Source organism: Cupriavidus sp. 207A1 (assembly GCF_057798955.1).
Genome location: NZ_JBYOJO010000003.1, coordinates 434,216 through 458,985, shown reverse-complemented (window position 1 = coordinate 458,985; position 24,770 = coordinate 434,216). Strand labels below are relative to the sequence as shown.

Annotated in this window: 21 protein-coding genes; 13 read left to right on the top strand and 8 right to left on the bottom strand. The window is 67.6% G+C overall.

The features are described from left to right. Positions 1–21: 21 nt before the first annotated feature. From AC3FMM_RS07750 to AC3FMM_RS07740, 3 genes are all read right to left on the bottom strand, one after another. Entirely contained in the window at positions 22–345 is a 324-nt protein-coding gene (locus AC3FMM_RS07750) for a MoaF-related domain-containing protein (protein WP_488686373.1), read from the bottom strand. A 234-nt stretch (positions 346–579) separates the two neighbouring features. Beyond that, the gene (locus AC3FMM_RS07745) at positions 580–1,362 is read right to left on the bottom strand and encodes a glycine betaine ABC transporter substrate-binding protein (protein ID WP_488686372.1); all 783 of its coding nucleotides are present in this window, start codon (positions 1,360–1,362) and stop codon (positions 580–582) included. Between the two features lie 295 nt (positions 1,363–1,657). Beyond that, the gene (locus tag AC3FMM_RS07740) at positions 1,658–2,560 is read right to left on the bottom strand and encodes a LysR family transcriptional regulator (RefSeq protein ID WP_326346895.1); all 903 of its coding nucleotides are present in this window, start codon (positions 2,558–2,560) and stop codon (positions 1,658–1,660) included. A gap of 271 nt (positions 2,561–2,831) precedes the next feature. On the opposite strand from AC3FMM_RS07740, the gene AC3FMM_RS07735 reads away from it, so the two are divergent. The 10 genes from AC3FMM_RS07735 (at position 2,832) to AC3FMM_RS07690 (ending at position 15,478) form a co-directional block, all read left to right on the top strand. Then, the gene (locus AC3FMM_RS07735; RefSeq protein WP_488686371.1) at positions 2,832–5,864 is read left to right on the top strand and encodes a xanthine dehydrogenase family protein molybdopterin-binding subunit; all 3,033 of its coding nucleotides are present in this window, start codon (positions 2,832–2,834) and stop codon (positions 5,862–5,864) included. Continuing rightward, complete coding sequence (locus AC3FMM_RS07730) at positions 5,861–6,673, top strand: FAD binding domain-containing protein (RefSeq protein ID WP_488686370.1); 813 nt, start codon at positions 5,861–5,863, stop codon at positions 6,671–6,673. The genes AC3FMM_RS07735 and AC3FMM_RS07730 overlap by 4 nt, the downstream gene beginning before the upstream one ends. After that, entirely contained in the window at positions 6,670–7,242 is a 573-nt protein-coding gene (locus AC3FMM_RS07725) for a (2Fe-2S)-binding protein (RefSeq protein ID WP_488686369.1), read from the top strand. The genes AC3FMM_RS07730 and AC3FMM_RS07725 overlap by 4 nt, the downstream gene beginning before the upstream one ends. After that, a complete protein-coding gene (locus AC3FMM_RS07720) occupies positions 7,235–8,788 on the top strand; it encodes an AMP-binding protein (protein WP_115709682.1) in 1,554 nt (517 codons plus the stop codon). Before AC3FMM_RS07725 ends, AC3FMM_RS07720 begins: the two co-directional genes overlap by 8 nt. A gap of 4 nt (positions 8,789–8,792) precedes the next feature. Next, a complete protein-coding gene (locus tag AC3FMM_RS07715; RefSeq protein WP_115709684.1) occupies positions 8,793–9,608 on the top strand; it encodes an enoyl-CoA hydratase/isomerase family protein in 816 nt (271 codons plus the stop codon). A 124-nt stretch (positions 9,609–9,732) separates the two neighbouring features. Further along, on the top strand, positions 9,733–11,094 hold the full coding sequence (locus tag AC3FMM_RS07710) for an MFS transporter (protein ID WP_488686367.1): 1,362 nt from the start codon (positions 9,733–9,735) through the stop codon (positions 11,092–11,094). A 348-nt stretch (positions 11,095–11,442) separates the two neighbouring features. Then, the gene (locus AC3FMM_RS07705; RefSeq protein WP_488686366.1) at positions 11,443–11,904 is read left to right on the top strand and encodes a copper resistance protein CopQ; all 462 of its coding nucleotides are present in this window, start codon (positions 11,443–11,445) and stop codon (positions 11,902–11,904) included. A 227-nt stretch (positions 11,905–12,131) separates the two neighbouring features. Next, on the top strand, positions 12,132–13,241 hold the full coding sequence (locus tag AC3FMM_RS07700) for an alkene reductase (protein WP_488686365.1): 1,110 nt from the start codon (positions 12,132–12,134) through the stop codon (positions 13,239–13,241). A gap of 23 nt (positions 13,242–13,264) precedes the next feature. Then, positions 13,265–14,425, top strand: a complete 1,161-nt coding sequence (locus AC3FMM_RS07695; protein ID WP_488686364.1) for an MFS transporter — start codon at positions 13,265–13,267, stop codon at positions 14,423–14,425. Positions 14,426–14,539: 114 nt separating this feature from the next. Beyond that, entirely contained in the window at positions 14,540–15,478 is a 939-nt protein-coding gene (locus tag AC3FMM_RS07690) for a LysR family transcriptional regulator (RefSeq protein ID WP_115703325.1), read from the top strand. On the opposite strand, the gene AC3FMM_RS07685 is transcribed toward AC3FMM_RS07690, so the two are convergent. Beyond that, complete coding sequence (locus AC3FMM_RS07685; RefSeq protein WP_115680348.1) at positions 15,471–15,785, bottom strand: NIPSNAP family protein; 315 nt, start codon at positions 15,783–15,785, stop codon at positions 15,471–15,473. The genes AC3FMM_RS07690 and AC3FMM_RS07685 overlap by 8 nt on opposite strands. Positions 15,786–15,840: 55 nt before the next feature. Next, a complete protein-coding gene (locus tag AC3FMM_RS07680; RefSeq protein WP_488686363.1) occupies positions 15,841–17,004 on the bottom strand; it encodes an iron-containing alcohol dehydrogenase in 1,164 nt (387 codons plus the stop codon). 266 nt (positions 17,005–17,270) lie between these two features. Here AC3FMM_RS07680 and AC3FMM_RS07675 point away from each other — a divergent pair, with 266 nt between their 5' ends. Both AC3FMM_RS07675 and AC3FMM_RS07670 read left to right on the top strand, forming a co-directional pair. Continuing rightward, positions 17,271–18,578 (top strand): MFS transporter, encoded by a 1,308-nt coding sequence (locus tag AC3FMM_RS07675; RefSeq protein ID WP_116312651.1) that lies wholly within the window; start codon positions 17,271–17,273, stop codon positions 18,576–18,578. A 57-nt stretch (positions 18,579–18,635) separates the two neighbouring features. Further along, positions 18,636–19,424: an SDR family oxidoreductase gene (locus AC3FMM_RS07670; protein ID WP_473704356.1), complete on the top strand. Its 789-nt coding sequence runs from the start codon at positions 18,636–18,638 to the stop codon at positions 19,422–19,424. A gap of 179 nt (positions 19,425–19,603) precedes the next feature. On the opposite strand, the gene guaA is transcribed toward AC3FMM_RS07670, so the two are convergent. The 3 genes from guaA to guaB form a co-directional block, all read right to left on the bottom strand. Further along, complete coding sequence (guaA, locus tag AC3FMM_RS07665) at positions 19,604–21,223, bottom strand: glutamine-hydrolyzing GMP synthase (RefSeq protein ID WP_116312653.1); 1,620 nt, start codon at positions 21,221–21,223, stop codon at positions 19,604–19,606. Beyond that, a complete protein-coding gene (locus tag AC3FMM_RS07660) occupies positions 21,198–21,809 on the bottom strand; it encodes a hypothetical protein (RefSeq protein ID WP_115680353.1) in 612 nt (203 codons plus the stop codon). Before AC3FMM_RS07660 ends, guaA begins: the two co-directional genes overlap by 26 nt. Before the next feature lie 266 nt (positions 21,810–22,075). Then, positions 22,076–23,539, bottom strand: coding sequence for an IMP dehydrogenase (guaB, locus tag AC3FMM_RS07655; RefSeq protein ID WP_115703336.1), 1,464 nt, complete (start codon positions 23,537–23,539; stop codon positions 22,076–22,078). 123 nt (positions 23,540–23,662) lie between these two features. Here guaB and AC3FMM_RS07650 point away from each other — a divergent pair, with 123 nt between their 5' ends. Next, the gene (locus tag AC3FMM_RS07650; RefSeq protein WP_116312654.1) at positions 23,663–24,622 is read left to right on the top strand and encodes a DMT family transporter; all 960 of its coding nucleotides are present in this window, start codon (positions 23,663–23,665) and stop codon (positions 24,620–24,622) included. The last annotated feature ends 148 nt before the right edge of the window (positions 24,623–24,770 follow it).

Genomic DNA, 24,770 nt, shown 5'->3' with positions numbered 1-24,770 from the left:
GAACCCGTTCGATGGCGCCGTTCAGAGGGCGCGCAGGCTGCCTTCGAGCCGGTAGAAGTCCAGCGACGGCGCGGTGAAGAACGAACGCGAAGTGCCGCCGGCAAAGTCGTCGAGGTGGACGACCGTGGCACGGTCGGCTTCCTGCCATGAGATCGCATAGATCTCGCCGGCTACGTGCCGCCACGTGTAGGCGACCTCGCCGGTGGCACCGGCGAAGTCGCCTTCGGTGATCTCGTAGCGCATGTGGATGCCGTCTTCGGCATAGGTGTTGATTGCGGTCAGCCCGCCGTAGCGGACTTCGAACGTCTTGCCGGCAAACGGCGGGCGACGGGTCGGTTCGTGCATGGATGGTTTCCTGCGAAGGCGTGAAACAACAAGCAATGGACCGCAGTGTGCCCGCTTAACTCTTGCTCAAAAAGTGGTCTATAAACCAAACTGTCTTGATTTCAGATCAACAATGAGCATCACGCTCGACGCCATCCTGGGGATCGCGACGGTGGTCGGCACCGGCTCGCAGGCGCCGGACTGCTTTTCGCGCCGCGCCACCTATGAAAGAAGCCCGGGCCCCGACCGGCACGTTCACGAGGCAAACCATGCGCGCACAATCTCCGGATTTGCCTTCATCCAGTCGCGCGCGACAGCCGCCGGCGGCTTCCGGTCGACGACGATCTGCCGTTCCAGCTCCGTCACGACCGGAATCCCCAGCTGGATCCGCGACACCACGGTACGCGTGCGCGCGGGCCATGATTCCCAGGCGGCCTTGCGGACCACGACCACCGCGCGGTCGGTACCGAAGATTCCCGCCGGCTCGTCGAGCACGCGCACCGGGTAGAGCGCGTTGAGGTACTGCGGCTGCCACAACGGCATCACCATCCATTTGCCGGACGCGGTCGCGGTCGCCAGCCGCTTGGCCCATTCGTCGGGCTTGCCCAGCTTCAGCTGGTAGCCGGCGGCTTCAAGGCCGTAGCGCTGCATGATTTCCGCGGATCCGACCATCAGGCCCGATCCCGGCCCCACGCCGACGATTTCCTTGTCCATGCGGGCGATGACATCGGGCTTCTTCAGGTCGTCAACCGAACGCACCGCCGATGCCGGCACATGGGCCGGTACCGCCCAGTACAGACGGGCCCCCTCGTAGAGGGTGGCGGCCTCGACCAGCTGGCTGGCAAGCGGTGCCTGCAGCTTGCCATGCGCGTGCGGCAGCCAGGAGGCGACCAGCATGTCGACCTCGCCCTTGCCAAGGCGCTCGTAAATGGCCGGATGGTTGCCTTCCGTCACCTTGACGTCATGACCAAGGTCCTCGAGCACGGCCTGTATCACGGCACCCGTGGCCGCATAGAAGGTCAGGTTGATCTGGCCCATCGTGATGGGCGCGGCGGGCTGCGCATGGACCGGGCCGAAGCCGCAACAGAGGGCCAGTGCGACACCAAGAGATTTCCAGAGGCGTTTGAGCATTCGATTCTTCCTTTCACAAGCCGTTGGAGGGCGGGCGGACTGGCCTCGTGCAACACGCGCGGCACTCGCGGCGTATCGCTGGACCCTAGCCTGAACAGTAAGTGAGCGAAGCCGATGCCGGTAATGAAAAGACTGGATAGACCGATAACGGCTGCGACAGCCGCACCGGGCGCTGCCGCAGTGCCCGCGATCACCCCCACCGTTAAGCCACCCCGCAAACCCGCCTGATTTCCTCCGCGACGATCGCGATCAACGCCTCGGCCGCCGTGCTCAGCGGCCGTTGCGGATGGCTCACGCAAACCAGATGCCGCACGATGCGCGGCGCAATGATGGTATGCATCCGCAGCCGCCCCTCTTCCACGGCGCGCAGCACCACGATGCGCGGCAGCACGGTGGCAAAGCGCGTCGCTTCCACGAACTGGACGATGGTGCCGAGGATATCGATCTCGAACTTCGGCGCAAGGGTGACGTCCTGCGCCTGCGTCGCCGTGTCCAGCACCACGCGCAGGCCATGCCGCTTGGTCGGCAGCACCAGGTCCAGTCCTGGCAGCTTCGCCATTTCTACCGATTCGGGCAGTTCGGGGCCGTGCGCGACGCTGGTCACCAGCACCATTTCCTCGTCGTGCAGCGGCTGCACATGCAGGGCCGGCCGGCCGCGCTGGCGATGCACCACGGCCGCGTCAAGCTGGCCGGCGGAAACGAGATCGATCAGCGCGGCACTGAAGCCGTCCGCCACGGATACCTCTACGTTCGGATAGCGCGCATTGAAGCGCGCCAGCGATCCCACCAGCACGCTCTCCGTCTCGGAAGCCACCATGCCAAGCGTGATGCGGCCGGCCATCTGCTCCTCGCGCATCATCATCTGCTGCCGCGCGCCGGCGATGTCGCGCACGATGGGCAGAAACAGGCGGTACATCATGCGACCCGCAGCGGTCGGCACCATGCCGTGCGGGATGCGATCGAACAGCTTCTGCCCGAATTCCTCTTCCAGCCTGGCGATCTGCATGCTGAGCGCCGGCTGCACGATATTCAGGCGCTTGGCCGCGCGCGTGACGGAGCCGTCCTCGAACAGCGCGATGAAGTACTGGATTTGCTTGAGGTCCATGGGTGGATTGGTATCAATGCCACTGTGATTCCGGCATCAATTTTAGTGATGCATCCAAGGCGGCTTGCGATGCGAAGAACTACGGCATTTAAGCAGCTTCCGCGCATCCCCCGCATGTCTCCGGGAAGACCCTTATTCATCATTGCAAATGATGAACTGAATCAGAAATCAATATTAGAACTTATATCGAGATGTCACTAATCTCCGTTTGACGTTGCACGGTTCCGCCCCGTCTTCCGGGCCGGTTCCGCTGCAGGGAACGGAGTCGCAAATGAAAAGATTCGATGCTGGCGAAACGACCGGCACGGTGGAGACACAGCAGACCCGGCCGGCGCCACATGTCGGCCGCCCGATGCCGCGCGTCGAGGATGCCGCCATCCTGACCGGCCGCGGCCGCTACGCCGACGACCTCGGCGTCAGGCCTGGCACCCTGCACGCCGCCATCCTGCGCTCGCCGCACGCGCATGCCGAACTCGGCGCCATCGACTGCGCCGCCGCGTTGCGGGCGCCAGGCGTGCGTGCCGTGCTGACGGGGGCCGACCTGCCTGCCTGGTCGAAGCCCTTCGTGGTGGGCGTGAAGGCGCCGATGGAGCAGTGGGCACTGGCCATGGAGCGCGTGCGCTACGTGGGCGAGCCGGTGGCCGTGGTGGTGGCCGAGAGCCGTGCCCTGGCGGAAGACGCGCTTGACCTCATGCGGGTGGAGTACCGCGTGTTGCCGCCGGTGGTTTCGATCGAGGCCGCGGTCGCCGAGGACGCGAGCGTGCTGCATCCCGGCCTCGGCGGCAACGTGGCCAGCGATCGCCATTTCCGCTATGGCGACCCCGAGGCCGCTTTTGCCGCCGCGCCGCACCGCGTGGCGCTGACCGCCCATTACCCGCGCAACACCTGCGCGCCGATCGAGTGCGGCGTGGTGATTGCCGAGCACTTGCCGGGCAACGAGGGCTACCAGGTCACTTCTAACTTCATGGGGCCGTTCTCGCTGCACGCCGTGATGGCGATGGCGCTGCAGGTCCCGGCCAACCGCCTGCGCCATGTCGCGCCGCGCGACTCGGGCGGCAGTTTCGGCGTGAAGCAGGCGGTGTTCCCCTACGTGGTGCTGATGTGCCTTGCCTCGCGCAAGGCGGGCGCGCCGGTGAAGTGGGTGGAAGACCGGCTCGAGCACCTGAGCGCCGCCACGTCTGCTACCGCGCGGCTTTCCACGCTGGAAGCCGCGGTCGAGGCGGACGGCCGCATCGTCGCGCTCTCGTACGACCAGCTCGAGGATTGCGGCGGCTACCTGCGTGCGCCGGAGCCCGCCACCTTCTATCGCATGCATGGCCTGCTGACCGGTGCCTACGCGATCCCGAACCTGCTGGTGCGCAACCGCGTGGTGCTGACCAACAAGACGCCGACCGGGCTCGTACGGGGTTTCGGCGGGCCGCAGGTGTACTTCGCGCTGGAGCGGCTGGTGCAGCGGATCGCGGTGGAGCTGGGCCTCGATCCGCTCGACGTCTACCGCCGCAACTTCGTGCCCGCCGATGCCTTTCCCTATCGCGCGGCGGCGGGCGCACTGCTTGACTCCGGCAACTACCAGCTGGCGCTGTCGCGTGCGCTGGACGCGGGTGGCTACGGCGAGCTGAAGCGCCGCCGCGACGCCGCGCGCGCCGAGGGCAGGCTGTACGGCATCGGCTTCGCGGCCATCGTCGAGCCCTCGGTGTCGAACATGGGCTATATCACCACCGCGACGCCGGCAGAGGCACGCCGCAAGGCGGGCCCGAAGAACGGCGCCATCGCCAGCGCCACGGTCAGCGTGGACCTGCTCGGCGGCGTGGTGGTGACCATCGCGTCGACGCCGGCGGGACAGGGCCACATGACCGTGTCGGCGCAGGTCGTGGCCGACGTGCTCGGCATCGATCCGGCTGACGTCGTGGTCAACGTCGAATTCGACACGCACAAGGATGCGTGGTCCGTGGCCGCGGGCAACTACTCCAGCCGCTTCGCCGGTGCCGTGGCGGGCACCGTGCATCTGGCGGCCACGCGCGTGCGCGACAAGCTGGCGCGCATCGTAGCCTCGCACCTGCACTGCGACCCGGCCGAGCTGGTCTTCGCGGATGGCCGCATCGTGTGCCGGGGCGCGCCCGATACCGCCCTGCCCTTTGCGCGCGCGGCCAGCAATGCGCCGCACTGGTCGCCGCAGTTGCTACCGGCCGGCGAGGAGCCGGGCCTGCGCGAAACCGTGTTCTGGTCACCCCCCAACCTCGACGCCCCGGACGAGCAGGACCGCGTCAATACTTCCGCCTGCTACGGCTTTGCCTTCGACCTGTGCGGCGTCGAGATCGACCGCGCCACCGGCCGCGTGCGCATCGACCGCTACGTGACCGCGCACGATGCCGGCAAGCTGCTCAACCCGGCGCTGGCCGACGGCCAGATCCGCGGCGCCTTCGCGCAGGGACTGGGCGCGGCACTGATGGAGGAATTCCGCTACGGCCCGGACGGCAGCTTCCAGTCCGGCACGCTGGCGGACTACCTGATGCCGACTACGTGCGAGGTGCCCGACCCGCTCATCGTCCACCTGGAGACGCCGAGCCCGTTCACGCCGCTCGGTGCCAAGGGCCTCGGCGAGGGCAACAACATGAGCACGCCGCCATGCGTCGCCAACGCGGTGGCCGATGCGCTCGGCGCGCGCGACATCCGCCTGCCGCTCACGCCCGCCAGGGTGATGGCGATGATCGGCTTCGACGACCCGCCGCCGTCGCGTCCGGAACTGGCCGAGGCGGCAAGAGAGGCCTCGGCGAACGGCAACGGCGGCGGCAAGGGCGGCAAGGCGCTGAGCGCGCGCGGCACGGTCGACCTGGACGCCACGCCCGAGGCCGTCTTCGCCGTCCTGCTCGACCCGCAGGCGCTGGCCAGGGTCGTGCCGGGCTGCCACGCGCTCGTGCCCATCGGCGACAACCGCTACCGCGCCGACGTGACCGTGGGCGTGGGCATGATCAAGGCCCGCTACGAAGCCGAGATCGCGCTGTCCGACCTGGAGCCGCCGCACCGGCTGCGGCTGGCGGGCGCGGGCCTGTCGTCGCTCGGCAGCGCGCGTGGCACGGGCCTGGTCGAACTGGCCCCGCACGGCGCCGGCACGCGTCTCACCTACGACTACGAGGCCGAGGTGTCCGGCAAGGTTGCCGCGGTCGGCGGCCGCATGCTCGAGGGCGCGGCCAAGGTGGTATTGCGCCAGCTGTTCGAATCGCTCGGCCGGCAGGCCGGCGGCAAGCCAGTGCGCAAGCCGGGCTGGATCGCGCGCCTGCTGGCGCTTCTGGGAGTCCGTCGATGAAACCCGCCGCATTCGACTACCTGCGCGCCGAATCCGCGCAGCACGCGCTGGAAGCGCTGGCCCGTGCCGGCGAGGGTGCGCGCGTGCTGGCCGGCGGCCAGTCGCTGATGGCCGTGCTGAACATGCGGCTCGCGCAACCGCAACTGCTGGTCGACATCTCGCGCACCCCTGACCTGGATACCGTGCGCGTGGAAGACGGCCATCTGGTGGTGGGCGCCGCCGCCACGCAGGGTAACGTGGAATGGCGCCCGTCATTGGCCGACGAGGTGCCGCTGCTCGCGCTCGCCTTCCCGCATATCTCGCATTTCCAGATCCGCAACCGCGGCACCGTGTGCGGCTCCATCGCCCACGCCGACCCGAGCGCCGAGCTGCCGCTGGTGCTCACCGCGCTCGGCGGCGAGGTGGTGCTGCGCTCGCTGCGCCGCCGCCGCGTGCTGCCGGTCGCCGAATTCTTCCGCGGCATGCTGATGACAGCGCGCGAGCCGGACGAGCTGGTGGAAGCGGTGCGCTTCCCGCTGCGGCGGCCCGGCGCGCGTTATGGCTTTACGGAGTTCTCGGCCCGGCATGGCGACTTCGCGCTGGCCTGCGCCGCGATCGTCACGGACGACGCCATTGCGCTGGCCGTGGGCGGCGTCGCCGACCGGCCGGTGCTGGAGACCTGGCCATACCTGCAAGGCGAGGCACTGGCCGAGGCAATCAACGATTTCAGCTGGAAGCTGGGCGCGCAGGACGACGCCCATGTCAGCGCGCAGTACCGCCGCCACCTGGTGCGGCAACTGGGCATGCGCGCAATCGAGGAGGCAAGATGAGCAAGACCCCCCACGGCGCAACTTTGGGTGCGCCTCCGGTGATGCGGCGCGACCAGCGCCACCGCGTCACCCTGAACCTGAACGGCACCGAACGCAGCGCCTCGTGCGCGCCACGCGAGCTGCTGTCCGACTTCCTGCGCCATGAACTCGGCGCCACCGGCACCCACGTCGGCTGCGAGCACGGCGTCTGCGGCGCGTGCACGGTGCGGGTGGACGGCGTGGCCGCGCGTTCCTGCCTGATGCTGGCGGTGCAGGCCGATGGCCGCGCCATCGATACCGTCGAAGGCCTGGCCCCGCGCGAAGGCCTGGGCGACCTGCAGGAAGCCTTCCGCCGCCACCATGCGCTGCAGTGCGGCTTCTGCACGGCAGGCATCCTGATGTCGTGCGCGGACTACCTGGAGCGGGTGCCCGAGCCGACCGAGGCGCAGGTGCGCGACATGCTGTCCGGCCACCTGTGCCGCTGCACGGGCTACACGCCGATCGTCGCCGCCGTCCTCGACGTGGCTGCCAGCCGCGCGCGCTCGCGCCGGATTGCGGCACCGGTTGCCAGGGAGCACTGCGATGCTTGATCTCGGCCGCACCTTCCTGCAAAGCGTGGAGCGCAGCCCCCACGCCCCCGCCATCGTCGACGGCGACCTGCTGCTGACCTACGAGCAATGGCTCGCGCGCATCCGCAGCGTGGCCGCCGGCTTGCTCGACCTGGGCCTGTGTCCCGGCGACCGCGTGCTCGCCATCCTGCAGAACCGCTGGGAGATGGCCACCCTGCACTGGGCCTGCCAGTTCGCCGGCCTGGTCATCGTCCCGCTGAACTGGCGCGCCAAGCCGGACGAGCTGGACTACTGCGTGCGCGACGCCGGCGTGAAGGCACTGGTGTTCGAGCCGGTCAGCGCCGACGCCGTGCTGGACAGCGCGGCGGCGCAGGAAGTCCCTTGCATCGCGCTGGACGGCGCTCCGGGCAGCTCGCTTTCGTTCGACACCCTGCTCCGTGCCACGCCCCGCCGGGACAGCACGCAGGCTGAAGCCGGCGACATCTCGCTCATGCTGTACACCTCCGGCACCACCGGCAAGCCGAAAGGTGTCCCACGCCGCCACCGGCAGGAACGCGCGGCCGCGCTGGCGCATGTTGCGCAGAACCTGTACCGGCGCGGCGAGCGGACGCTGGGCGTGATGCCGCTGTACCACACCATGGGCGTGCGGTCCCTGCTGGCCATGGCGCTGGTGGACGGCCTATTCGTCTGCGTGCGGCGCTGGAGCGCGTCGCAGGCGTTGCAGGCGATCGCCAGCCATCGCGTCAGCTGCCTCTATCTCGTGCCCACGCTCTACCATGACCTGCTGGCCGTGCCGGGTTTCGACAGCAACGATGTGCGCACCGTCACCAAGCTCGGCTTCGCCGGGGCCGCGATGAACGATGGCCTGCTGACCCGGGTCGAGCAGGCGTTCCGCCCCGAGCTGTTCGTCAACCACTACGGCTCGTCCGAGGTGTACACCTTCAGCGTCGACCAGCACGCGGCACACAAACCCGGCAGTGCGGGCCGCGCCGGCCTCAACACGCGACTGCGCGTGGCGCGGCTTGACGCGGCCTCGCCGGACGAACTGGCCGCGCCCGGCGAGGAAGGCCAGATCATCGCCGACCTGCGCGGCGACGAGGCCTTCGAGGGCTACTGGAACCGCGACGACGCCAATGCCAAATCCCTGCGCGACGGCTGGTACTTCACAGGCGACATCGGCTACCTCGACGCCGACGGCGACCTGTTCGTGACCGGAAGGGTCGACGACATGATCATCAGCGGCGGCGAGAACATCTCGCCCGCCGACATCGAATCCGTGCTGTCGCTGCACCCCGCCGTCGACGAGGTGGCGGTGGCCGGCGTGCCCGACGCCCGCTGGGGCCAGAAGGTGGTGGCCTTCGTCAAGCCGCGCGGCTGCGTCGACGCCGGGGCGCTCGACGACTACTGCCGCGGCTCCGACCTCGTCAACTTCAAACGCCCGCGCGACTACGTCTTTGTCGCCGACATCCCGAAATCGCCGGTCGGCAAGATCCTGCGCCGCAAGCTGTCGGCGGGCGAATACAGCGCACTTTCCTCTCTTCCCCACAGCGACCCCATCAAGGAGTAACGACATGACCCAGGCCTTCGCACTGACCCATCCCGACCAGCAGCGCCTGCAGGATCTCGACGGCTTTTCCGTGGAAATCGACCCGGCCCGCGAGCGCGCGGACATCATCCTGCACCGCCCGCCCTACAACGTGATCTCGATGGCGGCCCGCGACCAGTTGCGTGCCGTGTTCGAGGCGCTGGACGCCGATGACCGCGTGCGCGTCATCGTGCTGCGCGCGCAGGGCAAGCATTTCTCCAGCGGCGGCGACATCCGCGGCTTCCTGGAGGCGTCGCCGGAGCATGTGTCGAAGCTCGCGTGGAACGTGGCGGCGCCGGCGCGCTGCAGCAAGCCGGTGATCGCGGCCAACCAGGGCTACTGCTTCGGCGTGGGCTTCGAACTGTCGCTGGCATGCGACTTCCGCATCGCCACCGCCTCCACGGAATACGCGCTGCCCGAGCAGAAGCTCGGCCAGATTCCGGGCTCCGGCGGCTCGGCGCGGCTGCAGAAGATGGTGGGGGTGGGCCGCACCAAGGACATCGTCATGCGCTCGCGCCGCATCCCGGGGCGGCAGGCGTACGAGTGGGGCATCGCCGTGGACTGCGTCGCTGACGCCGAGCTGGAAGCCGCCACCGATGCCCTGGTCGACGAGCTGCGCGCCTTCTCCCCGCTGGCCCAGCGCACCGCCAAGAAGCTGCTCAACGACACCGAGGACGCACCGCTGTCGATCGCCATCGAACTCGAAGGGCATTGCTACAGCCGCCTGCGCAGCTCGGACGACTTCCGCGAGGGCGTGGAAGCGTTCCACGCGAAGCGCAATCCCGATTTCCGTGGCAGCTGAGCGCAGGCGCGGGCGGTTGCTGACCCGCCTGCCGAGCCCGAGAGACGGACGCATACGGTCGCAACGACGATGCCCCCGGCGGGCATCGCGGGGAGCCGTGCATTCAAAAGATAAGGAGACAACCATGGAAGTGCTGGCAAATGACAAGTTGCCGACCAGCGGCGCGCAGAGCGCGGGGCCCGTGGCCGCGAACAACCGGCAGGTGCTGGGCGCGGTGACGGCTTCATGCATGGGATGGGCGCTCGACCTGTTCGACCTGTTTATCCTGCTGTTCGTGGCGCCGGTGATCGGCAAGCTGTTCTTTCCGTCCGAGCATGCGATGCTGTCGCTGGCGGCGGTGTACGCGTCGTTCGCGGTGACACTGCTGATGCGCCCGCTCGGCTCGGCGATCTTCGGGGCCTACGCGGACCGGCACGGGCGCAAGGGTGCCATGGTGGTGGCGGTGACCGGCGTCGGCTTGTCGACGGCGGCGTTCGGGCTGCTGCCGACCGTCGCCCAGATCGGCCTGTTCGCGCCGGCGCTGTTCATCCTGCTGCGGCTGGTGCAGGGCGTGTTCGTCGGCGGCGTGGTCGCTTCGACGCATACCATCGGCACGGAATCGGTGCCGCCGTCGTGGCGCGGCGCGGTGTCCGGCCTGGTGGGCGGCGGCGGCGCGGGCATCGGCGCGCTGCTGGCGTCGATCACGTACATGGCGATGACAGCGCTGTTCCCCGGCGACGCCTTCGAGGTCTGGGGATGGCGCTGCATGTTCTTCGCCGGCATCGTCAGCTCGGTGCTGGGCCTGGTCATCTTCAACTCGCTGGAAGAGTCGCCGCTGTGGAAGCAGCTGCAGGCGGCAAAGGCTGCCAGCGGCCACGCCAAGCCGCAAGCGCATCCGCTGCGCACGCTGTTCTCGCGCGAGTATCGCGGCATCCTGCTGGTCAACATCCTGCTGACCGTGGGCGCAGGCAGCGCCTACTACCTGACTTCCGGCTACCTTCCCACCTTCCTCAAGGTCGTGGTCAAGGCATCCCCCGGCGAGTCCTCGGCCATCCTGATGCTGAGCAGCCTCGGGGTGATCGTGGCATCGGTGGCAGCGGGGCATTTCAGCACGCTGGTCGGGCGCAAGCGCGCCTTCCTGCTGATCGGCGCGCTCAGCCTGGTGCTGATGCCGCTGCTCTACCAGTGGATGCCGGCCGCGCCAACCGCCACCTTGCGCGGCGTCTACGCGGTAGCGCTCAGCATGCTCGGGTGCGCCGGCTTTGCGCCGATCCTCATCTTCCTGAACGAGCGGTTCCCCACCAGCATCCGCGCCTCCGGCACGGGCTTGTCCTGGAACATCGGCTTCGCCATTGGCGGGATGATGCCGACGCTGGCCTCGCTCGCCGCCGGCACGCCCGCCGAGCTGCCGGTGATCCTTGGTGTTTTCCTCGCGGCCGTCACGCTGGTCTATCTGGTGGGCGCTACGATCGTGCCGGAGACGCTGGGCCGTCTTGTCGAAAAATAAGGGGCACTGCTGAGCTGCGGGGTGGCGGCCGGACTTCGTTGGGGCGCCGGCCCTCACCCCGGCCCGTCTCCCGCGTGCGGGGAATGGGAGCAAACCGGCCCAAAAGACCCGCAAGGTCTTAAGTCCGACGCATTCCGTCTTGGACAGACATACCACCCCTACCTAGACTCCAGTCACCCCCGGGCGATGCCCGGATTCTTGACAGTGAAACCCGGCAGTCTTTTTTTTGATCTGCTTATCTATCTATCAGTAGATAGCATCACTTAAAAGCTGCCATCCCGATGACAGACTGGCCCGGCGACCAAACCCAAAGGTTGCCCGGCCGATCGGACTAAACAGGAGAGCATCATGCAAGCAAAGACCATCCTCGCGGCTATCACATTGGCCGCCGCCCTGACCGCCGGCGTGGCCCACGCAGCCGCCCAGCCGGAAACCGCCGGCAGCGCATTTCGCGTGAACACGCCTCGTGACGCCTACACCGACGGCGCCCGCATCAGCAACCGGGACGGCTACACCGATGGCGCCAGGATCACCAATCGGGATGGCTACATTGCCACCCGCAAGGTCGACCCCTACCTGGGCGGTGCGCGCGGCAATGACCGTCGCAACCCGTTCTACGACGGCGCCAACGCAGCCGATTCGCATCCCGACCTGCAAGTGGTTGCCGGACTCGACCGTACCGGTGTCTCCGCCAGTCCTGCGCGCCAGGCAGACCCGTACCTGGATGGCGCGCGCGGCAACAGCCCGCGCGATCCGTATTCAGAAGGGGCTCGCGCCATCAATGGGTCCGGTGAGCACTTTTCGGTTTAAGCGCCGGGCTATCGCGGCACCTGTGCCTCCGGGCGGCGGCCTCGGATGCCGCCCTGCCCCTGCCGGCACGAAAGGTCCTGACATTTGATATGAAATCAAAAGTATTTGACCCATACACGGCTTAATCAACAAATATAAACCGCGCAAACTACGGTCCATCGACGAACTTCCCGAGCCCGCGGCCACTACCCCCGGTGGCCGCACCCCTCCCTGATCAAGGTCCAAAAATGAGTCTACTGTTCAAGCCCTTCACCATGGGCGAGCGCCAGCTCGCTAACCGGATCGCCATGGCCCCGCTGACCCGTTCCCGGAATCCGGACGGGGTTCCCAACGACCTCAACGCGCTCTACTACGGCCAACGCGCCGACGCCGGCCTGATCGTGACCGAGGGCACGGTGATATCGCCCAGCGCCCAGGGCTTCCTGTTCAACCCTGGCCTGTACACACCACAACAGGTCGATGGCTGGCGCAAGGTCACTGACGCGGTCCACGCCAAGGGCGGCACGATCTTCACCCAGCTCTGGCATGTCGGCCGTGTGAGCCATGTTTCGATCCAGCCCGGTGGCATTCAGCCGGTCAGTGCCACCGGCCAGACCGCGAAGAACACCAAGGCCTGGGGTTACACCGCCGACGGCACGCCGGGTGCGGTCGATGTGTCCGCGCCCCGTGCACTGACGACCGGCGAGGTCTATGGCGTGATCGCCGATTTTGCCGAGGCCGCCGCCAATGCCATGGAGGCCGGCTTTGACGGCATCGAGCTGCACGGCGCCAATGGTTACCTGATCGAACAGTTTTTGAACCCGACGGTGAACGATCGCACCGATGAATTCCGCGGCGACACCGTGGAGAGCCGCACCCGTTTCGCCCTGGCAGCCATCGACGCGGTTGCGGCGCGAATCGGTGCGCAACGCACGGCCATCCGTTTGTCGCCCTATGGCGGCCTCGGCGACATGGCCGCCTACCCTGAGCTCGAGGAAACGTACCTCCATCTCGCCGATGAACTCTCAAAGCGCAATATCGCTTACGTCCACCTGATGGATCAGAGCACGCGCGGCAGTTCGGCCACGCCAGGTGACTTCCTTGCAAAATTCCGCCGCCGGTTCACGGGCGTGCTGATCCTTGCCGGAGGCATGACGCGCGCACGCGCCGATGGCCTCATCGCCGATGGCCTGATCGATATTGCGGCATTCGGCGAGCCGTTCATTGCCAACCCCGACCTGGTCGCACGCCTCGAGAATGACTGGCCCCTGGCCATGTCCGATCGCGCGCTCCATTATGGCGGCGGCGCCGAAGGCTACACCGACTATCCCGCCTACGACGGCAAGGCCGCGGCATAAGGCACCTGCCAGGATCTGCCACGATGAAATCCAATACCGCACTGCTAGCGCTCGCCATCGGCGCCTTCGGCATCGGCACCACCGAATTCGCCCCGATGGGGTTGCTCCCCGTGATCGCCGAAGGCGTCGACGTCAACATCCCCACCGCGGGGATGCTGATTACGGCGTACGCGGTTGGGGTGATGGTCGGCGCGCCGGTGATGACCCTGCTGTTCAGCCGCTTCGGCAAGCGCACCGCACTGATGGCGCTGATGGCCATCTTCACCGTCGGCAACCTGCTGTCGGCGCTGGCGCCGGGATACGCCACGCTGCTGGCGTCGCGCCTGGTCACCAGCCTCAACCATGGCGCCTTCTTCGGCCTTGGGGCCGTGGTGGCCGCCAGCGTGGTGCCGAAGGAAAAGCAGGCCAGCGCCGTGGCAACGATGTTCATGGGACTGACCATCGCCAACATCGGCGGCGTGCCGGCGGCAACCTGGATCGGGCAGCAGGTCGGCTGGCGCCTGGCATTCGCGGGCACCGCGGTGCTGGGGCTGGTCGCCATTGCCGCGCTTTGGCTGGCGTTGCCGCAGGGCGAGCGCGGCACCCCGCCCAATGTGCGCCGGGAACTGGCGGTGCTCACCCGCCCGCCGGTGTTGCTGGCGATGGCGACAACGGTGCTGGGCGCGGGCGCCATGTTTACGCTCTACACCTATATCGCGCCGGTGCTTGCCGATCTCACCGGCGCATCCGACACCTTCGTCACGCTCTCGCTCGTGCTGATCGGTGTTGGCTTCACGGTCGGCAATCACGTGGGGGGACGGCTCGCGGACTGGTCGCTCGATGGCGCGACGAAGATCGTGCTGTCGGCGCTCGCCGTCATCATGCTGGTGCTCCCCTTCGCCCTCTCCCACCACGTTACCGCGGCCCTTGGACTACTGGCATGGGGAGCCGCGACCTTCGCCGTCGTCCCGCCGGTGCAGATGCGGGTGATGGAAGCCGCGGCGGAAGCACCGGGACTCGCCTCGTCGATCAACGTCGGCGCGTTCAATCTCGGCAATGCCCTGGGTGCCGCGCTGGGTGGCGGGGTCATCAGCCTGGACCTCGGCTACAGCGCAGTGCCAGTCGCCGGCGGCGTGCTGGCTGCGGCGGGATTCCTGGTGGTGTGGCTCAGCCGGGCAGACAGGCGCGCCCTGGTCACGTCGTGAGTGCTGTGCCGGCGCCCACGCGGCGGCAGGAGAAGTGAGAAGTGAGATGTCGCAGACGAGCGCCGTCCAACGCCGCAAAAAGCTATAGTGTCGGCTTTCGGTCCTGTCGTTGCCATGAAGCCGCTGGCTGTCCCTTCCCTCGCCAACATTGCATCGCGCCTTCGCCTCAAGCAGTTGAGGCTGTTGATCGCGCTGGAGAACCATGGCTCGCTGCACAAGGCGGCCGAGGAAATCGCCATCTCGCAACCCGGCGCGACCAAGGTGCTGCGCGAGATCGAGGACATCCTTGGCATGCCGCTGTTCGAACGGCAGCCGAAAGGACTGGTCGCCAATGATCTCGGGCGCTGCGTCACGCGCTATGCGCGCCTGATCTACAGCGACCTGGAACACCTGCACGCCGAGGTCACTGCCCTGACGCAGGGACACGGCGGCCACCTTGCGGTCGGCGTCATCATGGGCGCGGTGCCGCTGCTGACACGGGCGCTGACCGACCTGCGCCATCGTCAGCCGCATCTTTCGATCGAGATCGTGGAGGGGACCAGCACCAGCCTGCTGGCCCTGATCGACGAGGGGCGCGTCGATCTCGCCATCTGCCGCAGCGGCGGCAGCCGGCGTCCGGAGGCTTACGACTGCGTGCCGCTCGAATCCGAGCCGCTGGCGGTGGTGGCCGCGCGCGCGCATCCCCTCGCCCGCAGGAAGACGCTGAGCTTGCGCGACCTCGCGGAGGCGTCATGGGTAGCCTACCCTGTCAACACGCCGATGCGGTTCGCGCTCGAGCGCGCGCTCGCCGATGCCGGCATCGACGTGCCACGCTATCCGATCGAGACCGCATCGACGTTTGCAGCCCTCACCCTGTTGCAGGCGAACGCCGAGCTGGTCGCCGTGATCCCGCGCGAAGTGGCGGCGTTTGGCGAGCAGTTCGGACTGGTGGCGCGCCTGCCGGTCGCGATCCCGGTCATCGAGGAGCCCTACGGCGTGGTGACCCGCGCCGGCGCGCACCTGTCACCAGGTGCAAGGCTGCTTGCCGAGGCGCTGCAGCAACATCTCATCTGATCGGCGAGAACGCCGCCGGCATCAGCAGCTTCGACTCCATCTTCTCGAGCATCGGGAAGGCCTTGGGAATGAATTTCTCGAGCCAGTCGCGATCTTCATAGAGTGCCGCACGCCGCTTGATGCGGTCGTCCAGGCTTTCGTAGGCCCAGATATGGACCACCTGGTTGAGTTCGCCGATCTCCGTGTACCACCAGCCGACGAGCGTGGCATAGCGGGAAATCACCGGCAGGCCTTCTTGTTCGAAGTGCTGCAGGTATTCCTTCATCTTGCCGATCTGGACCGTATAGGTCCGCATTTCATAAAACATGGAGACTCCTGTTTGCTGGGATGATGGATGAAATGACCCGGCCGCTGCGGGCCGCTCAAAGGTTGCCGGCATGCGCGGCGAGGATGATCCGCTCGATATCGCCCGCCGTGGTCAGGCGCGGGTTGACCAGGACGTTGCCGCTGCGCATCGAATCGGCGACCATCTGCGGCAGGTGCTCGAGGTCGACACCGAGCTCGCGGATGTTCGAAGAAATGCCGAGCGCGCGGTTGAGCTCGACGATCTGCGCCACCAGGCGGCGCGCCGCGGTTTCGGCATCGACGCCCGCCACCTCGGCACCGAGCGCGTCGGCAATGTCGCGATAGCGCTCCGGGCAGGCGGGCCCGTTGAACGCGATCACGTAGGGGAGCAGCGCCGCATTGGCGATGCCATGGGCGATGTTGAACACGCCGCCCATCGTGTGCGAGATCGCATGGACGTTGCCCAGCTTCGACTGCGAGAAGGCGACGCCGGCCAGGAACGACCCCAGCAGCATGTCCTCCCTGGCCGCGAGGTCTGAACCGACGTAGTAGGCCTTGCGCAGGCTGCGCCCGATCAGGCGCACCGCGCCCAGCGCCAGCGCCTGGCTGACCGGATTCGCCTGCTTCGATACATAGGATTCGATCGCATGGGTGAGCGCGTCCATGCCGGTCGCGGCGGTGATGGCCGGCGGCAGCTTCAGCGTCAGTTCGGCGTCCAGGATCGCCAGTTGCGGAAACAGCCGCGGACTGATGATCACGGTCTTGAACAGCGTCTCCTTGTTCGTGAAGACCGTCGACGCGGTGCATTCGCTGCCCGTGCCTGACGTCGTCGGAATCGCGAAGATCGGCAGCGGCGCGTTGGGAATCCTGTCGTAGCCTTCGTAATCCAGGATGGTGCCCGCGTTGGTCGCCATCGCGGCGACACCCTTGGCGGTATCGATGCTGCTGCCGCCGCCGACGCCGATCACCGCGGTGCAAGCGTGGTCCTTCAGAAAGGCCACGGCGCGCTCCAGCACGGTGGTGCTGGGATTTGCCTCGACGCCCGAGAAGACGTCATAGGCCACGTCAGCGGTGCTGAGGGAGGCAAAGAATCCTTCCAGCACACCACTCTTGATCAGGCCTTCGTCGGTCACCACCAGCAGCTTGCCGCGGAACAAGGGCTTGAGCAGCTCGCCGGCCCGGTTGGCCAGGCCGTTGCCGAACTTCAGCGTGGTCGGGAAAAAATATTGAAATGGAATCATGGGGCTTTCTCCGTTCGATGTCTCCGAGCCCCGAACAGTACAAAGCCCCCCGCCAATCCCGGTAATGAAAAGAATGGATTGGCCGATAACGGTCCCTTATGCGGTTACCGTGCGGCTACCCGTGCTGCCAGCCAGCGCTGGCCAGCGCCATCCTGCTGGTTATCACGCAATCACGAAGAGTCATTAGGCAAGGCCTGGCGGCGGCCCTACAGTGCCCGGCGGCAATGAAGCAACACGCCGCACCATCACAACGAAGCGAGACAACCATGCCGTCCTTACCCTCCCCTGCCCTGTCATCGCCATCGGCCAGCGAAGCCGTGCGCCCCACCAGCGTGCGCTGGCGCATCTTCCTGATCATGCTGCTGCTGACAGCGATCAACTACATCGACCGGGCCTCGCTGTCGGTCGCGCTGCCGTTGATCGCGCCGGAATTCAATTTGTCTCCGGCGCTCGAAGGCCTGATGCTGAGCGCGTTCTTCTGGTCGTACGCACTGATGCAGATCCCCGCCGGCGTGCTGCTGGACCGGTATCACACGCGCGGCATCATCGCCGCGGCGACGGTTGCCTGGGGTGCCTTCCAGGCGCTCGGTGCCGCCTCCCACAACTGGATCGTGCTGCTGCTCACGCGCATGGGCCTCGGCGTGTCCGAGTCGCCGATCATGCCGGCCGGCGCCAAGCTGATCGGTAGCTGGCTGACCCCGCACGAGCGCGGCCGCGGCGCCGTGCTCGTCGACGGCGGCGCCCCGCTTGGCAGCGCCCTGGGCGCGATCCTGATCTCCGGGTTGATCGCCTGGTTCGGCTCGTGGCGCATCGCGTTCGTGATCGCCGGCGTCGGTACGATGCTGGCGGGCGTGCTGGCGTGGCGCTACATCCGCAATCATCCGTCGGACCACCCCGGCGTCAACGCTGCCGAGCTGGAGCACATCACGCGCGGCAACGCGCGCGCCAGCGCCGCCGCCGCGCGCGTGCCGCTGCGCGAACTGGTGCGGGACCGCTCGGTGCTGGCCATGTTCGCCGGCTACAGCTGCATCCTCGCGGTCTTCTATGGCTTGCTGACGTGGATGCCGAGCTATCTGCACAAGGCGCACGGCTTCAACATCGCCGCCATGGGCGGGGCCACCTTCATCATCTTCATGTCGGGCTTCGTCGGCGAGCTCATCGGCGGCTACATCGGCGACCGGTGGAAGGCGTCGGGCGCATCGCCCAATGTCGTCATGCGCACGATGTTCAGCGGCTCGTCACTGGTGGCAGCGGCCTGCATCCTCGCGGCGGCCTACATCCCCGACTCCGGCACGGTCGTCGTGCTGCTGTGCGTGGCGATGTTCTTCATCCGCTTCTGCGGCATGTACTGGAGCCTGCCGGCCATCGTCGGCGGCCCGGAACGCAGCGGCGTGCTGGGCGGCACCATGAACTTCTGCGGCAACATGGCCGGCGTGGTGGTGCCGATCCTGATCGGCGTGATCGTCCAGTGGTCGGGCTCCTACTTCCTGGCGCTGCTGTTCTTCGTCGTCATGGCGGTGCTGATCGCCGTGTTCTCGAGCCTGATCGACTACCGCCCGCGTGCGCACGGCTAGCCGGCACCGGCGCCTGGCAACGGATATCCGCCACCCCTGCAAAAGGAGAGCAACGAAATGGATCTGGGACTGCATGGCAAGCGCGCGCTGGTCTGCGGCGCAAGCAAGGGCCTCGGCTTTGCCTGTGCCGACGCACTGGCCGCCGAGGGTGTGGATGTGGTGATCGTGGCGCGCAATGCCGATGCACTGGAGCAAGCCGCCAGCGACATCCGTGCGCGCCACGGCCACCGCGTGGTCGCGGTCGCCGCCGACATCACCAGGCCCGAGGGCCGCGCCGCCGCGCTGGACGGGGTGGCTGGCCTGGGCGATCTCGACATCCTGGTCACCAATGCCGGCGGCCCGCCGCCGGGCAACTTCCGCGACTGGGAACGCGACACGTGGATGGACGCGCTCAACGCCAATATGCTGACGCCGATCGACCTGATCAAGGCCACCGTCGACGGCATGATCGCGCGCAAGTGGGGCCGCATCATCAACATCACCAGCGGCGCGGTCAAGGCACCGATCGACGTGCTGGGCCTCTCCAACGGCGCGCGCTCCGGCTTGACGGGCTTTGTGGCGGGACTGGCGCGCGAGGTCGCCCGGCACGGGGTCACGGTGAACAACATGCTGCCGGGGCCGTTCCGTACCGACCGCCTCGGCAAGACCATCGAAGGCGCGGCGCGGCAGGCCGGGCTGACCGCGCAGGCCATGGCAGAGCGCCGCGCCGTCGAGAACCCCACCCGCCGTTTCGGCGATCCCGCCGAGTTCGGCGCCACCTGCGCTTTCCTGTGCAGCCGCCAGGCCGCCTACATCACCGCGCAGAATATCCTGCTCGACGGCGGCGCCTACCCTGGCACGTTCTGAAGCCCCGCGCGGGAACCGGCAGACGGCTGGCGGCCCGGCCTCCAGGTTCTACCGCCACTCACCGCCAACCTGTTCCGCTGGCCGGTGATGATCATCGATAGGTGCCGCAACGCATCTTTGAAAATCAACGCGTTACGGCAACCTTTCGATAGCTGGCGATAGCCCCGAAAGACGTCTTTTCACTCCCACTCGATCGTCGCCGGCGGCTTCCCCGACACGTCATACACGACCCGGTTCAAACCCCGGACTTCGTTGATGATGCGGTTGGAGCAGCGGCCCAGCAGCGCATACGGCAGGTGCGCCCAGTGCGCGGTCATGAAGTCGGTGGTCTGCACCGCGCGCAGCGCGACCACGTAGTCGTAGGTGCGGCCGTCGCCCATCACGCCGACGGACTTGACCGGCAGGAACACGGCGAAGGCCTGGCTGGTGAGGTCGTACCAGCTCTTGCCGACCTGGTCGGGTTCGCACAGGCCGGCGGCGGCGTCGTGTTCGGTGGCGATGGTCTTGCGCAGTTCTTCGATGAAGATGGCATCGGCGCGGCGCAGCAGGTCGGCGTAGTCGCGCTTGACTTCGCCGAGGATGCGCACGCCCAGGCCCGGGCCCGGGAACGGGTGGCGGTAGACCATTTCGGGCGGCAGGCCCAGCGCCACGCCCAGTTCGCGCACTTCGTCCTTGAACAGGTCGCGCAGCGGCTCCAGCAGCTTCAGGCCCAGCGTCTCCGGCAGGCCGCCGACGTTGTGGTGGCTCTTGATGGTGGTGGCCTTCTTGGTCTTGGTGCCGCCCGACTCCACCACGTCCGGGTAGATGGTGCCCTGCGCCAGCCACTTGGCGTTGGTCAGCTTGCGCGCCTCGGCCTGGAACACCTCGACGAACTCGCGGCCGATGATCTTGCGCTTCTGCTCGGGATCGGTGACGCCGGCGAGGTGGCCGAGGAACTGGTCGGAGGCATCGACATGGACCACCTTGGCGTGCAGCCGGCCGACGAACATTTCCATCACCAGCTTGCCCTCGTCCTGGCGCAGCAGGCCGTGGTCGACGAACACGCAGGTCAGCTGGTCGCCGATGGCGCGATGGATCAGCGCCGCGGCCACCGACGAATCGACGCCGCCGGACAGGCCCAGGATGACCTCTTCATCGCCGACCTGCTCGCGGATCCTGGCGACCGCTTCCTCGATATGGTCGCGCATGACCCAGTCAGGCTTGCAGCCGGCGATCTGCAGCACGAAGCGCTCCAGCATCTGGCGGCCCTTGACCGTGTGCGTGACCTCGGGGTGGAACTGCACGGCGTAGTAGTGGCGCGTCTCGTCGGCCATGCCGGCGATCGGGCAGCTCGGCGTGGAAGCCATCAGCTTGAAGCCGGGCGGCAGGCCGGTGACCTTGTCGCCATGGCTCATCCACACCTTGAGCATGCCGTGGCCTTCCGGCGTGCGGAAGTCCTCGATGTCCTTGAGCAGCCCGGTATGGCCATGGGCGCGCATCTCGGCGTAGCCGAACTCGCGATGATCGCTCCACTCGACCTTGCCGCCCAGCTGCACCGCCATGGTCTGCATGCCGTAGCAGATGCCCAGCACCGGCACGCCCAGGTCCCACACCGCCTGCGGCGCGCGCAGCTGGTGGTCTTCATAGGTGCTGGCGTGGCTGCCGGACAGGATGATCGCCTTGGGGGCGAATTCGCGCACGAACGCGTCGCTGACGTCGTTCGGGTGGATTTCGCAATAGACGTGCGCCTCGCGGACGCGGCGGGCGATCAGCTGCGTGACCTGCGAGCCGAAATCAAGAATGAGGATTTTGTCGTGCATGATGGGCCGATGGCGTGTCTTCCGGGATGGGCTCGGTCACGACTTCCGTGCCGGGGCCATAGCCCGGCGGCGGCGTGATGACCGGCTCGCGCCGGTATTCTGGGGTATTCGTGGGGCGCGCCGCGGGGGCAACGCCGGGTTCCTTCCTGCTTTCCTGTTCCTGCAGCGCGCGTTCCATCTTCCGTTGCTGTTCGCGCACGCGCACGCGCTTGGCCGCCGGGATCTGCACCACGGCAAAGAACAGCAGCACCACCGCCATGGTCGGCAGCCAGAGCTTGCCGGCGCCTTCCAGCGGCAGCTCCAGGAACACCATCCAGGCGATGATGAGCACCGCGCTGGCCAGGTTCACGTAGCCTGCGGTGCGCGCCACCGGCACCGTCAGCTGGCCATTGAAGGCGGCCTGCCACAGCAGTACCGACAGCCCCACCAGCGCCACGCCCAGCAGCTGCCCGAACAGCGCCGGCTGCGGCTGCGGCAGCTGCAGCGCCGCGTACAGCGTGGTGAACGGGGACATCAGCAGCAGCACGCCCAGCAGCAGGTCCACCAGGGCATCGAAAAACAGCACGGCTCGCAGCAACACCTTCATTGGCGCTCCTCGTCTTGGCCCCGGCCGGTGGTGCGGCGGGCATCAGGACAACGCCTGCGTGGCGCGCGGCCAGGTTCGGATGGGATGGCGGGTCGGGCGCGGGCACGCGCCGGCGCGCCCTCGCCCCGATGCCGGCGGGGGGGCCCCCCCCGGGCCGGCCCGGGCGCGGCGCCGGGGGGGCGAGCGTGGAGTGGGTGGGGGCGCGCCCTCGCCCCGATGCCGGCGGCCGCGCACCGCCTGCAGGGACGGTGCGCGGCCGCGGGGCATCAGTCGATATGGTAGTTCGGCGCTTCCTTGGTGATCTGCACGTCGTGCACGTGCGATTCACGCATGCCGGCCGCCGTGATCTGGACGAACTGGGCGCTCTCGTGCCAGTCGGCAATCGACTTGCTGCCGCAATAGCCCATCGAGGCGCGTACGCCGCCGGTCAGCTGGTGGATGATGGCCATCACCGAACCCTTGTACGGCACGCGCCCTTCGATGCCTTCGGGCACCAGCTTGTCGACGTTGGCGGTGTTGTCTTCCTGGAAGTAGCGGTCGGCCGCGCCGTCCTTCATCGCGCCCACCGAACCCATGCCGCGGTAGCTCTTGAACGAGCGGCCCTGGAACAGGAAGGTCTCGCCCGGCGCTTCCTCGGTGCCGGAGAACATGCCGCCCATCATCACGGTGTGCGCGCCGGCCGCGAGGGCCTTGGCCACATCGCCGGAATAGCGCACGCCGCCGTCGGCGATCAGCGGCACGCCGGTGCCCTTGAGCGCTTCGGCCACGTTGGAGACGGCGGTGATCTGGGGCACGCCGACGCCGGCAACGATACGCGTGGTGCAGATCGAACCGGGGCCGATGCCGACCTTGACGCCGTCGGCGCCATGCTCGACCAGCGCGCGCGCGGCGTCGCCGGTGGCGATGTTGCCGCCAACCACCTGCACCTGCGGGAAGTTCTGCTTGACCCAGCGCACGCGGTCCAGCACGCCCTGGCTATGGCCGTGCGCCGTATCCACCACAATCACGTCGACGCCGGCCTTGACCAGCAGTTCGACGCGCTCGTCGTTGTCCGGGCCCACGCCGACCGCGGCGCCGACGCGCAGCTGGCCATGGTCGTCCTTGCTGGCGAGCGGGTTGTCCACCGCCTTCTGGATGTCCTTCACGGTGATCAGGCCGCGCAGCTCGAAGGCCTGGTTCACCACCAACACGCGCTCGAGGCGGTGCCGGTTCATCAGCCGCTTGGCTTCTTCCAGCGGCGCGCCCTCGGCCACGGTCACCAGCTTGTCGCGCGGCGTCATCTTGGCGCGCACCGGCGCGTCGAGCTCTTCCTCGAAACGCAGGTCGCGGTTGGTGATGATGCCGACCACGGCCTTGCCCTCGACCACCGGGAACCCGGAAATGCCGTGCTGCTGCGACAGCGCGATCACATCGCGGATCTTCATGTCCGGCGAAATGGTGATCGGGTCACGCAGCACGCCCGATTCGTAGCGCTTGACGCGCGCGACTTCGCGGGCCTGGTCGGCGGGCTTCAGGTTCTTGTGGATGATGCCGATGCCGCCGGCCTGCGCCATGGAAATCGCCAGGCGCGCTTCCGTCACGGTGTCCATCGCCGCGGAGACCAGCGGGATGTTCAGTTCGATGGAGCGGGTCAGGCGGGTGCGGAGGGAAACATCCCGGGGAAGGACGGCCGAATAGGCCGGGACGAGCAGCACGTCATCGAATGTGAGTGCTTTCTGGACAAGACGCATAGCAAATCCTCTAGGCGCAAAACCGAATTATACAGGAATGCGCGATTTGCTGATGCCCGCCAGCGGCCTTTCCGAGGTGCCGTCTGCTATGCTCGTTGTCTTTTTATCCGGGCACGGCGAAGTATGGGAATCGGCGTATTGTGCGGGCTGCTGGCTGGCGCGTTCTGGGGCATGGTGTTCATCGCCCCCAAGCTGCTGCCCGCGTTTTCGCCGTGGGAACTGGCCATCGGCCGCTACCTGGCCTACGGGCTGGTGGCCTGCGTGGCGGCGCTGCCGCTGCTGCGGCGCATCGCGCGCAAGCTGACCCGCGCCGACTGCGTGGCGCTGCTGCGCCAGGCCTTTACCGGCAACCTGCTCTACTACGTGCTGCTGGCCTTCGGCGTGCAGCTGGCCGGGGTCGGCCCGACCTCGCTGATCATCGGCATCCTGCCGATCTCGGTCACCATCATGGGCCGGCGCGACCACGGCGCGGTGCCGCTGGCGCGGCTGCTGTGGCCGCTGCTGGTGGTGGCCGCGGGCATTGCCTGCATCAATATCGACCTGTTCGGCGGCGGCCCGGGCGCCCATGCGGCGGCGGCCGGCGCGGTGGCGCGGCCGGTGTGGCAGAAGCTGGCCGGAGTCGGTTGCGCTGCCGGTGCGCTGGTCTGCTGGACCCTCTATGCGGTGGACAACGCGCGCTATCTGCAGCGCAACCCGCATTACAGCGGCAATGAATGGTCGGCGCTGTACGGGCTGTCGACCGGCGCCGTGTCCGCGGTACTGGCGGCAGTCGGCTGGTTGATTGCCGGCGACACCCTGGGCGCCGCCGACAGCGGCCGCGACTGGCAGTGGTTCTGGATGGTCAACGCCGCGGTGGCGCTGGGCGCTTCGCTGATCGGCAACAACCTGTGGAATATCGCCAGCCGGCGCCTGCCGCTGACGCTGTCGGGCCAGATGATCGTGTTCGAAACGCTGTTCGCGCTGGCCTATGGCTTTGTCTTCGACCAGCGCTGGCCACGCCCGCTGGAAATCGCCGCGATCGTGTTGCTGATGGTCGGCGTGGCCTGGTCGGTGCGCTTGCACGCCACCGACAAGTCTGCGTAGACTAGCGAACCAGGCGCGGGAGTCACACGCGCCGCACAAAAATACCAGGCATTTACCAGGGTCAGACCGGCGCTACGCATTGCATTGCATTGCAAGCAAGCGCCCGAGCAATTGCCGCGGCTTCGTGCCGCGGCCATCGCTAACGCAT